12 protein-coding genes are annotated in these 13,811 nt (G+C 62.9%); 8 read left to right on the top strand and 4 right to left on the bottom strand.

The window, feature by feature from the left end; genetic code table 11:
• Positions 1-54 precede the first annotated feature (54 nt).
• From OVY48_RS14255 to OVY48_RS14240, 4 genes are read left to right on the top strand one after another with little or no spacing between them, the layout of a single operon-like run.
• Positions 55-1,431, top strand: a complete 1,377-nt coding sequence (locus tag OVY48_RS14255) for an MFS transporter (RefSeq protein ID WP_313923302.1) — start codon at positions 55-57, stop codon at positions 1,429-1,431.
• Positions 1,428-3,056 carry a GMC family oxidoreductase N-terminal domain-containing protein gene (locus OVY48_RS14250; RefSeq protein WP_313923301.1) on the top strand — a complete coding sequence of 543 codons (1,629 nt, stop codon included), beginning with the start codon at positions 1,428-1,430 and terminating at the stop codon, positions 3,054-3,056. Before OVY48_RS14255 ends, OVY48_RS14250 begins: the two co-directional genes overlap by 4 nt.
• A gap of 11 nt (positions 3,057-3,067) precedes the next feature.
• The gene (locus OVY48_RS14245) at positions 3,068-4,555 is read left to right on the top strand and encodes an aldehyde dehydrogenase family protein (protein ID WP_069066035.1); all 1,488 of its coding nucleotides are present in this window, start codon (positions 3,068-3,070) and stop codon (positions 4,553-4,555) included.
• Positions 4,556-4,565: 10 nt separating this feature from the next.
• Complete coding sequence (locus OVY48_RS14240; RefSeq protein WP_062732878.1) at positions 4,566-4,784, top strand: hypothetical protein; 219 nt, start codon at positions 4,566-4,568, stop codon at positions 4,782-4,784.
• A gap of 2 nt (positions 4,785-4,786) precedes the next feature.
• On the opposite strand, the gene OVY48_RS14235 is transcribed toward OVY48_RS14240, so the two are convergent.
• Entirely contained in the window at positions 4,787-6,019 is a 1,233-nt protein-coding gene (locus OVY48_RS14235; RefSeq protein ID WP_069066034.1) for a LysR family transcriptional regulator, read from the bottom strand.
• Positions 6,020-6,222: 203 nt separating this feature from the next.
• Here OVY48_RS14235 and OVY48_RS14230 point away from each other — a divergent pair, with 203 nt between their 5' ends.
• Together OVY48_RS14230 and OVY48_RS14225 are read left to right on the top strand one after the other, a co-directional pair.
• Positions 6,223-7,362 (top strand): acyl-CoA dehydrogenase family protein, encoded by a 1,140-nt coding sequence (locus OVY48_RS14230; protein WP_017181774.1) that lies wholly within the window; start codon positions 6,223-6,225, stop codon positions 7,360-7,362.
• A 241-nt stretch (positions 7,363-7,603) separates the two neighbouring features.
• Complete coding sequence (locus OVY48_RS14225) at positions 7,604-8,251, top strand: hypothetical protein (protein ID WP_313923300.1); 648 nt, start codon at positions 7,604-7,606, stop codon at positions 8,249-8,251.
• A 305-nt stretch (positions 8,252-8,556) separates the two neighbouring features.
• On the opposite strand, the gene OVY48_RS14220 is transcribed toward OVY48_RS14225, so the two are convergent.
• From OVY48_RS14220 to OVY48_RS14210, 3 genes are all read right to left on the bottom strand, one after another.
• Positions 8,557-8,955, bottom strand: coding sequence for a VOC family protein (locus OVY48_RS14220; protein WP_019051541.1), 399 nt, complete (start codon positions 8,953-8,955; stop codon positions 8,557-8,559).
• 460 nt (positions 8,956-9,415) lie between these two features.
• Complete coding sequence (locus OVY48_RS14215; protein ID WP_313923299.1) at positions 9,416-10,603, bottom strand: CaiB/BaiF CoA-transferase family protein; 1,188 nt, start codon at positions 10,601-10,603, stop codon at positions 9,416-9,418.
• A 69-nt stretch (positions 10,604-10,672) separates the two neighbouring features.
• Entirely contained in the window at positions 10,673-11,407 is a 735-nt protein-coding gene (locus OVY48_RS14210) for a GntR family transcriptional regulator (RefSeq protein ID WP_313923298.1), read from the bottom strand.
• 130 nt (positions 11,408-11,537) lie between these two features.
• Here OVY48_RS14210 and OVY48_RS14205 point away from each other — a divergent pair, with 130 nt between their 5' ends.
• Entirely contained in the window at positions 11,538-12,287 is a 750-nt protein-coding gene (locus OVY48_RS14205; protein ID WP_313923296.1) for an electron transfer flavoprotein subunit beta/FixA family protein, read from the top strand.
• Positions 12,284-13,213 carry an FAD-binding protein gene (locus OVY48_RS14200; RefSeq protein ID WP_313923295.1) on the top strand — a complete coding sequence of 310 codons (930 nt, stop codon included), beginning with the start codon at positions 12,284-12,286 and terminating at the stop codon, positions 13,211-13,213. The genes OVY48_RS14205 and OVY48_RS14200 overlap by 4 nt, the downstream gene beginning before the upstream one ends.
• The last annotated feature ends 598 nt before the right edge of the window (positions 13,214-13,811 follow it).

Here is a 13,811-nt window from a genome sequence, read left to right as displayed (position 1 = left end):
TGCGATATTCCGGTTTTTCAATTGCCTGTCGATAAATGAATAGAGCGGCCACACATGGCCCAGGATAAGGAGAAGGTGTTGGCGGTCGTCCCAATGAAAGGCAGCAGTAAGGGGATGCTGGATGACATACCCATGTCGTCCTACCAGATCTGGTCCGTGCTGATGATCGCCGCGACCGTCATTCTCGACGGCCTCGACAATCAGATGCTTGGCCTAGCCGCGCCCTCCTTGCTCCAGGAATGGGGCATCGACCGCACGGCATTGGGGTCCGTGTTCGCGCTGGGCTTTGTCGGCATGGCCATCGGCACGCTGACGTCGGGCTGGGTCGGCGACCGTTTCGGACGGCGCGGCGCGCTCATCATCGGCGTCGCCATCTTCGGCATTGCGACCTTGCTTACCGGCTTTTCCACGGCATTGTGGCAGGTTGCTGCGCTCAAGACGCTGGCGGGCGTGGGCCTTGGCGGCGTCCCCGGCACCGCTAGCGCCATGATCGCCGAATTCACCCCCGTCCGCTGGCGCAGCGTCGCCGTCACCTTCGGCGTGGTGTGCGTGTCGATCGGCGGGATATTGGGCGGGGTCGCGGCCGCGCTTATCCTGCCGGGCCTTGGTTGGCGATGGCTCTTCTATATCGGCGGCAGCGTGACGATGATCTTCGTCGCATGGCTCTGGTTCATCCTGCCCGAATCCCCCCGCTATCTGGCGGACCGGCCGGATCGCGCCGTTGAACTCGACCGCATCTTGCGCCGCATCGGCCACCCTGATCCCACCTCTGTCGCCCACAGCCCCCTCGCCGCCGGGGAAGCGCCCCGCTACGAACCGATGCGCAACCTGTTCGGCAAGGCGCTGTTGCGCGACACGCTGGCGCTGTCGGTGGCGATGTTCTCCGGCATGTTCATGATCTATCTCATGTTCAACTGGGCGCCGACCATGCTCACCAGCGCGGGCTTCGGCCTCCAGACCGCCAGCCTTGGCCTGACCAGCTTTAACATTGGTGGCACCACCGGCGCGATGATCGCGTCGCTGGCCATCATCCGCTTCGGATCGCGCCCGGTGCTGATCCTGATGGCGATCGTCGGGGCGGCCGTCTGCGCCACCCTCGCCCTGCTCCCCATCAGCGGCGCGCGGAACGAAGGGGCTGTCCTTGCCTGCCTCGGTGCGCTCGGCCTGTTCGCCAGTGCAGCCCAGTCGGCCATGTTCGCGGTGGGCGCACACGCTTTCCCCACCGGCCTGCGCGCCCGTGGCCTGGGCCTGATGGGCGCGGCGGGCCGGGTCGGCGCGATCGTCAGCGCGGTGGCGGGCGCGCTCCTCATCGACTGGGGCAATCTCGGCTTCTTCGGCGCGCTCGCCGCCCTGATGCTGGTCAACGCCTTGGGCTTCATCGCCGTGCGGGGCCATGTGCCCGCCATCGGCCGCAAGGATGCACAGATATGAGCGACAGCTTCGACTATATCGTGATCGGCTCCGGCTCGGCGGGCAGCCTGATGGCCAATCGCCTGTCCGCCGACCCGGCCAACCGCGTCACTCTGATCGAAGCCGGGCCATCCGACAAACAATGGCCGGTGAACCTCAAGACCGCGATGCCGGTCGGCAATATCTTCCTGCTGCCGCACGCAAAATATAACTGGAAACAGGCGCTGACCGGCAACGCCGCCGTCAACGACCGTACGATCAACTTTCCGCGCGGCAAGCTGTTCGGGGGATGCAGCGCCATCAACGGTGGCGTCTACATTCGCGGGCAACGGGCGGACTATGACGCCTGGGCCGATGCGGGCAATGATGGCTGGGCCTATGACGATGTCCTGCCCGCGTTCAAGGCGGTCGAAAATTACGCCGGTCCCGATACGCCCTGGCACGGCAAGGGCGGCGAACTGGACGTGCAGAAGCCCAAAAGCTGGAACCCCGTCAGCGCCGCCATCGTCGACGCGGCAGAACAAGCCGGGCATCGCCGCAATGATGATTTCGCCAGCGATCGGCAGGACGGCTTTGGCCGTTACGACCTCAACCAACGCAACGGCACCCGCCTGTCGAGCGCCCGCGCCTTCCTCCACCCCGTGCTGGATCGCGCCAACCTGACCGTCATGGCGGACACCATGGTCCGCCGCATCCTGTTCGACCGGGGTCGCGCGGTAGGGCTGGAGATCGAGACGGGCGGCGCGCGCAGCACCATCGCCGCCCGGCGGGAAATCATCCTGTGCGCGGGTGCGACCAATTCGCCGCAACTGCTGATGCTGTCAGGCATCGGGCCGCAGGATCATCTGCGCGAGATGGGCATCGACTTGGTCCACCATTTGCCCGGCGTCGGCGCGCATTTGCAGGACCATCCCACCGTCCATGTCGCGATGGAGAACCCGTCGGCGGAATCCTATGCCGTATCGGCCAAGGTTCTGCCCCGCATCCTGGCCAGCCCGTTCAAATATCTGCTGAAACGCGAAGGGATGCTGGCGTCCAATGTCGCGGAGGCCGGCGGTTTCCTTTGCACCGACGGAACGGGTCGCCCGGACATCCAGATCACCTTCCTCGCCGGGCTGAAGCTCGACGCCCGTTCGGTCCCCCGCCGCCACGGCTATATGGGGCTCATTCAGTTGCTGCGTCCCAAAAGCAGCGGGTCGGTCCGCTTGGCCAGCAACCGGCCGGAGGACAAGCCGGTCATTGATCCCAATTTCTTTGCCGATCCCTATGACATGCAGACGCTGATCGCCGGGTTTCGCGCCTGCCGCCATATCTTCGCCCAGCCCGCGCTCGCCGCCATGACCGGCGCAGAAATCGAACCGGGCGCGCAGCATCAAAGCGACGCCGAGATCGGCGCCGCCCTGCGCAAGATCGTCAACACTGCCTATCATCCGACCGGCACCTGCAAGATGGGGCCGGACAGCGACCCGATGGCCGTCGTGGACAATCGCCTGCGCGTGCGCGGCGTATCCGGCCTGCGCGTCGTCGATGCATCGGTCATGCCCGACATCATCAGCGGCAACACCTCCGCCCCCACCATGATGATCGCCCAGCGCGCGGCACAGTTCATCCTGCAAGACGCCGTCACATCCAACATCGCCGCCTGAAAGAAGCTCCCATGACCCAACTCATCATCCCCCCGCGCCCCGCCTTGCTCGACACCCCGCATCAGGACATGCTGATCGGCGGCCAGCGCGTCCCCGCTTTGTCGGGGCAGCGTTTCGAGACCCGCAACCCCGCCACCGGCGATCTGTTGGCTACCGTTGCGCAGGGCGGGGCGGAGGATGTCGACCGCGCGGTCAAATCGGCCCGCGCCGCGTTCGAGGGACCATGGCGGCGCATGAAGCCGGTGGAGCGCCAGCGCATCATGCTGCGCCTCGCCGATCTGGTGGAGCAGCATTTCGAGGAACTGGCGATGCTCGACACGCTGGACCTTGGCGCACCCTATAGCCGCACGATCATGGGCAAAGCCCGCGCAGGCGCATTGCTGCGCTATTATGCGGGGCAGGCAACGCTGATCGCGGGCGACACGATCGACAATAGCGCGATGGGCGACGTCCTCTCCCAGACGCTCAAGGAACCGATCGGCGTGGTCGCAGCAATCAACCCATGGAACGGCCCGATCGGCATGTCGGTGTGGAAGGCGGGGCCGGTACTCGCTACCGGCTGCACCCTCGTCATGAAGCCCGCTGAACAGACGCCCCTTTCCGCGCTGCGCTTTGGCGAACTATGCCTGGAAGCGGGCGTACCGGACGGCGTCATCAACATCGTCACGGGCCTTGGCGATGCAGGCGCGGCGCTCTCCAGCCACCCGGACGTCGACAAGATCGCCTTCACTGGCTCCACCGGCGTCGGTGAAAAAATCCTGCACGCCGCCGCCGGAACGATGAAGCGCGTAACGGTGGAACTGGGCGGCAAGTCGCCCAACATCGTCTTTGCCGACGCTGATCTCGACAAGGCCGTCCCTGCCGCCGCCATGGCCGTGTTCGCCAATGCCGGGCAGATTTGCAGCGCGGGCACGCGCCTGTTCGTGCAAAGCACAATCCACGACGAATTCATGGAGCGCCTGGCCGCCTTCACGAAGACGATCAAGGTCGGCGACCCCCTGGACCCGACCACCCAGATGGGGCCGGTCGTTTCCCTGCCCCAAATGGACAAGATCCTCGGCTTCATCGCCAGCGCCAACACGCAAGGCGCCCGCCCGCTGACCGGCGGCAATCGCATGAGCGGCGCGGGCTATGATGCAGGCTATTTCATCGAACCCACCATCTTCACCCATGTCGCCGACGACATGACGATCGCGCGGGAAGAGATTTTCGGCCCGGTGCTCTCCGCCTTCACATTCGAGCACGTAGAGGAGGTTCTAACCCGCGCCAACGCCACCGAATTTGGCCTGGGAGGCGGCGTATGGACCCGCGACTTGGCCACCGCGCACCGCATGGCGCGCGGCATCCGCGCCGGGTCCGTCTGGGTCAATTGCTACCAGATGCTCGACCCCGCCGTCCCCTTCGGCGGCTATCGCATGAGCGGCTTCGGCCGCGAGTCCGGCGCGCACCATATCGAGGATTATCTGGAAACGAAGGCGGTCTGGATCAACCTGGACTGAGGCGCGCATCGTGCAGCAGGACAACAGCAATGGCGTGCATCTGGAGGAGGAGATGATCCTCCAGATGCAAAGGCTGGTGACTGGCCGCACCGACGAAGCGCTTAACGCCCGCTTCGGCATCAGTTACAATACATGGCGCAAATTGCTCGCCGGACAGCCGATCCGCCCTTCGCTCGCTGATCGTCTGAAGGGCCGCATCGCCGCGCTTGAGGCCAACAACCCGCGATAGCCTCACACCCAGCCCGATTCCCGCAAGTCCGGCGGCGCGCCTGCCACGCGCTCGCCCTTGGCCGCCTCGCTCAGCATGTCGAGAAAGCGGCGCTGGGTCGCTGTGGGGCGCCAACTGCGCCGCGTCGTGATCCCCACCACGCGCTTGCTGCCTTCCAGCGGCGGCCCGACCTGCGTCAGCAGCCCGCTGCGGATCTGGAGCGCCACCTGATCGGGCGACAGCAGCGTCAGGAAATCCCCCTCCGTCAGCAACCGCCCGATGATCATCACCGACCCGCACTCGACCGGCGTCGCTGGCACCTTGCCTTCCCCGAACAGCTTTTCCCACTGTTCGCGCAACGGCGAATTGGCAGGCGCGACGATCCAGGGATAGCTGGCCAGTTGCTCCATCGTCGGCTTGTCCACCTTGGCCAGCGGATGCTGGCTCCCCGCCGCAATCACCAGTCGATCCTCCGACAAGGGCAACTGATAAAGATCAGCAATCTCGAACGGCCGCAACGCGCCGACCACCATGTCGATCACTCCGTCGCGCAGCGGCTCCACCAGCTCGCGCCAGCTTCCCTCCAGCACCTTGAACGCCGCGCGCGGATCGCTCCGCGCCATCCGCGCCATGGCGGCGGGGACCAGATAAGGCCGCGCCAATGGAAGCGCCCCGAACGCGATCAGCTCGCTCCCGCTCCCGCTATCGCGCCCGATGTCCGCCAGCGCCGCGACGATCTCCGCCACCGCCAGCCTTGTCCCGCGCGCCAGCCTTTTCCCCGCCGGATTGAGCCACACCGCCCGCCCCCGCCGTTCGACCAGCTTCCCGCCGATCATCTGCTCCAGGTCGCCGACCGCGCGATGCACCGCCGTCTGCGACAGAGTGCTACCATGCGCCGCCGCCGCGAAACTCCCTGCCTCCGCCAACGCCAGAAAGGCGCGCAACTGCGTCATCGTCATTAGCCGCTCAGGATAATGGAACACGCCCGACAAGCCCTTGGCCGCCTGCGACAGATGATCGAGCGCCGCGCGCGCCCGCTCGATCACGATCTCGCCCATGGGCGTTGGCACCATCCCGCCCGACCGACGCTCAAAAAAGGTGTAGCCGAACTGCCGCTCCAGCTTGGCCAGCCCCTGCGTCAGCGCCGGTTGCGACAGGCTGACCACATCGGCGGCGGCGGTGATGCTGCCATGTTCGCGGATCGCCAGCAGCGCGCGCAGGTGGCGCAAATTGAGGTCGAATGGATCGGTCGCCATGCCGCTTACTCTTGTTACCCTGCGCCCGCGCGCTGTGGCGTCATCGGGCGACCGCGGCCTTACCGGACAACTGCCCCAAAGGACAGCGGCCCCTTGCCCAAATCAGCCGAAATTCTAATGGACTGACCATTACCGTAATGGTAGGACCATTAGCGAGAGGCGCGCACGGCCGCCCGACGGATTCGGATAAAAAGGAGGCACCCATGGACTTTGAACTGCCCGACGACATCAAGGAATTTTGCGACGTCACCCGCGCCATCGTGCGCGACCTGCTGCCTTATGAAACGGAATTTCAGGCCACCGGCAAAGTGCCGCCGATCGTGCGGCAAACGCTGGTCGATAATGGCTATTTCGGCCTGTCGCTGCCGGAAGAATATGGCGGCCTGGGCCTCGGCGCACTCGCGCAGGCGGCAGTGCAGATAGAACTCGCCCGCCTTCCCCCCCAATTCTGGACCGAATTGCGCCCGCTCATGGGTCCGGGCGCGCGCAACATCGTCTATCATGCCTCGGAAGCGCAAAAGCAGCAGTTGATCCCTGGCATGGTGTCAGGCGAAATCCCGATCGCCTTTGCCCTCACCGAACCCAATAGCGGCTCCGATCCGGGCTCGATGCGCACCACCGCCACCCGCAATGCCGACGGCTGGGTCATCAACGGCTCCAAAACCTATATTTCCAACGGCAAGAACGCCAAATATGTGATCGTCTATGCCTATACCGACAAGGCCGCCGGGCCACGCGGCGGCATTTCCGCCTTCCTAATGCCCGCCGACACGCCCGGCTTTGCCGTCACTGGCACGATCGAACTGATGGGCACCGCAACGCCGGGCGTCTATGAACTGACCTTCGACGAATGCCAATTGCCCGCCGACGCCCTGCTCGGCGAAGAAGGGCGCGGCTTCCACTATGCGCTCGAAGGCCTGAACGAGGGCCGCATGAATGTCGGCGCGACCGCCGTCGGCATGGGCGAATATGCGCTGGAACTGGCGATCGAGGAATCGAAACAGCGCCCCGCCTTTGGCGGCGTCATCTCCGATTTTCAGGCGATCCGCCACTATATCGCCACCATGGCGACGGACATGCGCGCTGCACGCCTGATCCTGCTCGACGCCTGCTGGCGCTACGACCAGGGTGAGAAAAAACGTGAGCTGGCGTCCATGGCCAAATTGTTCGCCACCGAAGCCGGCAGCCGCACGGTCGACACGGCAGTCCAGATTTTCGGTGGATCAGGTTATTGCCGGGGCTTTGCGATCGAGCGCCTGTACCGCGACATTCGGATTACGCGGATCTACGAGGGGTCGTCGGAGATTCAACGCAATACGATTGCGCGGGAGTTGTTGCGGTAAAGAGGGTGTGGGCGGGAGGGCTGTAGGGCGTCTCCCGCCTAATGGCTGGTATGCGCCACTTGTCGCCGTTCAGAGGGCGATTTCTGCTTCTTGGAAGCGGTCATTCGTTCAGGTTCAGGTGTTAGAAAAGCAGACGGTCGGCCACCGCCCCATTGCGGACATACGACAAATGGGGAACCATGCGGCGGTGAAACGCGCCCACATCTTTGTCCTCGCAATCGCAAGCATCGGCGCGGCAGCTATGGCCGAATCCTATCTCGGCTCTACGCGCTACCGGCTCAACGACGCGCCCTACGCTGTTCCCCACAAATACGAGTTCGTGCGCAACTTCAGCGTGCCGTGGCTCGTAGGCGTCAAAGGGCTGGATAAGGAACCGGATGAGTCCGTTTGGCTCTTGCTTCCGGCCTCTGAACTTTCGGGCGGTGTGCAGGGCTACAATCGCTTCTTTCACGGGTATTCGAGCGATGTTGAAGCCGACATGGTGGTCAATGTGCTTGGCGGAATGGAAGCGCGCGAGTTTCCTGCTGACCGGAGCAGCGACATTACTAAGGTTCGAGAGGAACTCGCCAACGGCAAACTTCGACAGCGTGACCCCACTACCGGGTGGGACAGGGTGTATTGGCTCGTGGGCGAGGAGGGGACGCCGGGACAGGCCGGTTCCCTTTTCTACCTCGTTCCCCGCGAGGGTGTTGAAAGCCTACCGCCCAACTGGCGAGTTCCCTCGTGCCAAGGTTCGCCAGACATCAATGGGCATGAGAGGTTCGATTGTAGCTTCACCATTCGCGATAAGGGCCTGACGTTCGACTTCACGCTGCGCCGAGAGAATATCGGCACTGCCAGCCTTATTCCTGCTTATGTTTTGAGGCGCTTGGAGAACTGGCGGGCCTGAGCTTCGGCTGTCCGCTAACCATGAGATTTCGTCATTCACTCTTCGACCCGCCGTCGAAATGAATGACCGGTATCAGGGATGGGGATGGTGTGAAGGGGTGACCAACAATGGTCGATGGGCGACAGGCAGCTATTTCCGCCCACGATCGTGTCGCGTGCCCTAAAGAGGACCGGCGGCTATCCCTTCTTACCCGCCGGTAACGCGACATTCCGCAATCGGCCAAAATGGAACGGGAAGAGAGCGACCAGCTGCCCCACCAAATCATTGGCGGGCAGCTGAATCAGGCTAAACGATGCCAAGCAGCGTCATTTGGGGAAGTGGATGCCGCATAGCTTGTTTCCATCTGGATCGCGGAAGTACGCGAGTACGATCGTACCCATAGACGCTGTTTCGCGAGGACCGGGCGCTACCTCGATCGACATGCCACCATTGGCAACTGCAGCATCATGAAACTGCTTCACCTGCTCTGACGAATTGCATGAAAAAGCAATGGTGCTGCCGTTCGCGACAGTTGCCGGTTCGTCATTGATCGGCTGGGTGACAATGAAATTGGCCCCATTCCCGCTGTTGTAGATCAGGCGCGTGTGGCCACTGTCGGCCACGTTGATCGTCGCCTCCCCAACGCCGAGGGTACCAAGCACCGTGTCGTAAAAGCGCTTCGCCCGGTCGATGTCGTTCGACCCCACCATCGTGTGAAAAAGCATGCATCTTCTCCTACTAGGGCTACGCCATGATTGAACACTGCCCGCGCTCGGCCATAGCAGGATCAAACGCGCGGTCACGCTTGGATCGTTGGGCTGACGTTGGCATGCTTGGATCGATAGGGACAGAAGTCTTACCTTGGTCGATGGGCGACAGGCAGCCACTTCCGTTCATGATCGTGTCGCCTGCCCTAAGGGGGACCGGCGGCTATCCCTTCCTACCCGCCGGTAAGGCGACATTCCGAAATCGGCCCTCCTCCCCCTGTCCTACATCCCGACCTCATGCCATAATCCACCCCGGCTCTTTCCAACCGTCCGTCTCCACCCCGCGCGCCGTCCGCACAGGGACACGCATTAACTTCGCAAAAAATCTCCTATTGCGAAATTCACGCCACCATTCCGCATCCACGCAAATGCGTAGCCCACGACGGTGTGAACTTCGCACCTTTTACAAACGCGCGTGTCAGCCCAGATCGCCGCTGGCCCGCAACGCCGCGACAACCTCCGCGCTCAAGCCCAGCCCGGCCAGCACCGTCGCGCCATCCTCGCCCAGTCGCGCGACATGATCCCGTGCCTCGACCCGCGATCCGCTCATGCGGAAAGGCGGATTGGGCACTTTGAACGTACCCGCGCCGTCATGCACCTGCGCGAACGCGCCGCGCGCCGCGAGTTGCGGGTCGTCCAGCAACTCGCCAATCTCGCGATAGCGGGCGCATGGCACGCCATGGCGCGACAGGATCGCCTCGGCCTCCGCCGCGCTGCGCTCTATCGTCCACGCCTCGGTCAGCGCCAGCAACGTCGCCCAATTGGCATTGCGATCCGCATTGGTCAGGAAGCGCGGATCGTCGCGCCATTCGGGATGACCTACGGCGTCCGACAATTGCTCGAAATTGCGCGGACTGGTCGGCGCGACCATGATGAAACCGTCATTGGTCTTGAGCGGCGTATAGAGCGGCCGCCGCGCGTCGCCCGGAAATTGCGCCTCCTGCGTCTCGAACACGAGCATGCCGACCATCGCTTCCAGCATCGACAGGTCGATATGCTGCCCCTGCCCCGTTCGCTCCCGCTGATAGAGCGCGGCCTGGATCGCGCCGAACGCATGGGTGCCGCCCAGCACGTCAGCGATGAAAATGCCGCTGGTCGCGGGCCGATACGCCCCGTCCTGATAGCGCAGGTTCACCATGTCGAAACCGCTGGCCGCATGGATGACCGGCGCATAGGCCGGGAACAGCGCCTTTGGCCCGGTCTGGCCATAGCCGGAGATGGAGCAATAGATGAGCCGCGGATTGATCGCCGCCAGCGTCGCAAAGTCGAGGCCGAAGCGCGCCATGACGCCGGGCCGGAAGTTCTCCACCAGCACGTCGCAGGTGGCGACGAGCTGTTTCATGAGCGCGATGATCTCGGGCGATTTGAGGTTGCAGGCGATCGACTGCTTGCCCGCGTTCAGATTGCCGAAATAGGCGCTATGCCCGTCTCGCTTGGGCGGCCGCGCACGGACCTGATCGCCCTCAAGCGATTCCACCTTGATGACCTCCGCGCCAAGGTCTGCGAGCATCCGGGTGGCGAAAGGCCCGGCCATGACGCTGGTGAAATCCAGTACCCGCACGCCGTCCAGCGCGCCCGCCATCACAATCTTGCCATCATCCGCCATGCCGCACCTACCTATGGATCCATATATTTAATGGTCCTACCTATTGCATGGCAAAGATGGCGCGGTCAATCAGCCCTTGGCGGCGGCCTTGCTGTTCTTGCGGACATGGCGATGCACCCGTTCCAGATGCTTGCGCATTTCCGCAACGGCCGCTTCCTCATCCTTCGCCCGCAAATGCCGCACCAGCTTGAACCGAGATTCGATCAATGACTGCTGCAACGTCTCATAGTCCGGCCCCCGCACAAATTCGTGCAGGATCGCCGATAGCGAATCGACGAAGATGCCAAAGATGCGGTTCTTGGTCGCGCGGGCCAGCACCGCATAATATTCCACCGCACAGGCATAGCGCGCCTCCACGCTGGTTTCCCGCTTCGTCCGTTCGGCAATCGCCTCCAAGTCCGCCAGGTCGGTTTCCGTGGCGCGCGCGCACGCCAGGCGGACGATGATATCCTGCAATGCCAGCCGCGCCTCGGTCAGTTCGCCAAGCGAAATATCGCTCAGATGGACATAATCCTGCATCGCCTGCACGATCCGGTCCGGCTCGGCCGTTTGCACGAACGCCCCGCCCTTCGCGCCCTTCACATTGCGGATGATTCCTGCGACCTCCAGACTGCGTAGCGCTTCCCGCAACGCGCTGCGACTGACCTGAAACTCGACCGCCAATTCCCGTTCGGCAGGCAGCTTGTCCCCCGCCTTGAGCGTCCCCGCCGCCAATTGCTCCCGTATCTGTTCACAGATCACCTCGAACGCGCGGCGCGTCTTGATGGGAGCGAAACTGGGCTTGGAGGACGGGGACGATGCCATAGAGTACGCTCCGATAGAGATGCGCAAATCTATAGCCGACGCCGAGAAAGGCGCAATGGCCGGACCGAACGGGATTGACAGACGCCTATCACTCTTTAATGGTCGGACCATTATGAAAATGGAGCGAGCCATGAAGATCCTTGTGCCCGTGAAGCGGGTGATTGATTATAATGTAAAGCCGCGCGTGAAGGCGGACGGTACGGGCGTCGATCTGGCGAACGTCAAGATGAGCATGAACCCGTTCGACGAAATCGCGGTCGAAGAAGCCATCCGCTTGAAGGAAAAGGGCGTGGCGACCGAAGTAATTGCGGTGTCCATCGGCGTTGCCAAGGCGCAGGAAACGCTGCGGACTTCGCTGGCCATGGGCGCTGACCGGGCGATCCTGATCCAGACCGATGAAGACGTCGAACCGCTGGGCGTCGCCAAGCTGCTGGCCAAGGTGCAGGAAGAGGAAGGCGTTGGCCTGATCATCCTGGGCAAGCAGGCGATCGACGATGACAGCAACCAGACCGGCCAGATGCTGGCGGCGCTGTTGAACCTGCCGCAGGGCACGTTCGCCTCGAAGGTCGAGGTCGAAGGCGGCAGCGTGTCGGTGACGCGCGAAGTCGATGGCGGGCTGGAGACGGTGAAGCTGTCGACCCCGGCGATCATCACCACTGACCTGCGCCTCAACGAGCCCCGCTACGCGTCGTTGCCCAACATCATGAAGGCCAAGTCCAAGCCGCTCGCGCAGAAGACGCCGGCCGATTATGGCGTGGATATCAGCGCACGGCTGGAGACGCTGAAGGTGGTCGAACCGCCCAAGCGAACCGCTGGCGTCAAAGTCGCCGATGTCGATGAACTGGTTGCCAAGCTCAAGGCCATGGGAGTTGCCGCATGAAGACGCTTGTATGGGTTGAACATGAGGGCGGCGCGGTCAAGGACGCGACGCTTTCCGCCATCACCGCTGCTGCGAAGCTGGGCGAAGTCCATCTGCTCGTCGCTGGCGAAGGCGTCGATGGCGTTGCCGCCGCCGCTGCGCAGATTGCGGGCGTGGGCAAGGTGCATGTTGCCGACGATGCCGCCTATGGCCATGCGCTTGCCGAGAATATCGCGCCGCTGGTTGTCGAGCTGATGGGGCATCATGACGCCTTCATCGCGCCTGCCACCAGCAACGGCAAGAATATCGCGCCGCGCGTCGCGGCTTTGCTCGACGTGATGCAGATCAGCGATATCCTGTCGGTCGAGAGCGAAGACACGTTCACGCGGCCGATCTATGCGGGCAATGCGATTGCCACGGTCAAGAGCAAGGATGCCAAGAAGGTCATCACCGTTCGCGGTACGGCGTTCGAGAAGGCGGCTCGTGAGGGTGGTTCCGGCACGGTGGAAGCGGTGGCTTCGACCGGGGACAAGGGGCTGTCGTCCTTTGTCGGGGCGGAGATCGCCAAGCTGGAACGGCCGGAGCTGACCAGTGCCAAGATCATCGTGTCGGGTGGCCGGGCGCTCAAGGATGGGCCTACCTTCGAGGAATTCATCTATCCGCTGGCCGACAAACTCGGTGCTGCGGTCGGGGCGAGCCGGGCCGCGGTCGATGCGGGCTATGTGCCGAACGACTATCAGGTCGGGCAGACCGGCAAGATTGTCGCACCCGAAGTCTATGTTGCCGTGGGTATTTCCGGGGCGATCCAGCATTTGGCGGGGATGAAGGACAGCAAGACCATCATCGCCATCAACAAGGATGAGGATGCACCGATCTTCCAGGTGGCGGACATCGGTCTGGTGGGCGATCTGTTCAAGATCGTGCCGGAATTGACCGATAAGCTGTAAGCGCGACGCCATCGCATAGGAAAGGGCGCGGGATAAAGATGCCGCGTCCTTTTTACGTCTGTCGTCGGCTGCATTGTCGTAAAGAAGATGATCTGTCGCGCGACGATGAGCGGCGGGCATTCACTGCTACCTGGCTCCATTCATGGTCCGTTCCCTTGTGCCTAGCCTTGCGGTAAGTAATTGGGAACCCAATGTGATTCCCGATTCCAGCAAGAACGAACTGGGGCCTTTCTGGGGGCCTTATTAACCACCTCATTTTCATTACATATTTGAAAATAAAAACAGAAACATCGTGGATTGGATTCCGGCTCGCTCCAAAATCCTGTCTGGCGAAGCCTGCCAACAGTTGAAAAATCCCTGATTTCCGGTAGTTTATGGGTATTCGCTGATTGTTCGCAGGTGCGGACGGTGGGGCCTAATTTGGGGGCTTCGCTATGCCCCCAACCGTGCTGACCGATACCGCTATCCGAAACGCAAAGCCTGCGAACCAGCTGTGCAAGGTCGCCGCCGCCCAAGGTTCGCATTTGCTCGTCAACCCCAAAGGGGCGGCAAATTGTGGCGAATCAATTATCGCATCAACAGGGTGGATCGGAAATTG

This window comes from Sphingobium sp. SA2, from assembly GCF_032227065.1.
In the GTDB taxonomy this organism is placed as follows: domain Bacteria; phylum Pseudomonadota; class Alphaproteobacteria; order Sphingomonadales; family Sphingomonadaceae; genus Sphingobium.
The sequence above is the reverse complement of the archived record's forward strand: the minus strand, read 5'-3'. Positions and strand labels throughout refer to the sequence as shown.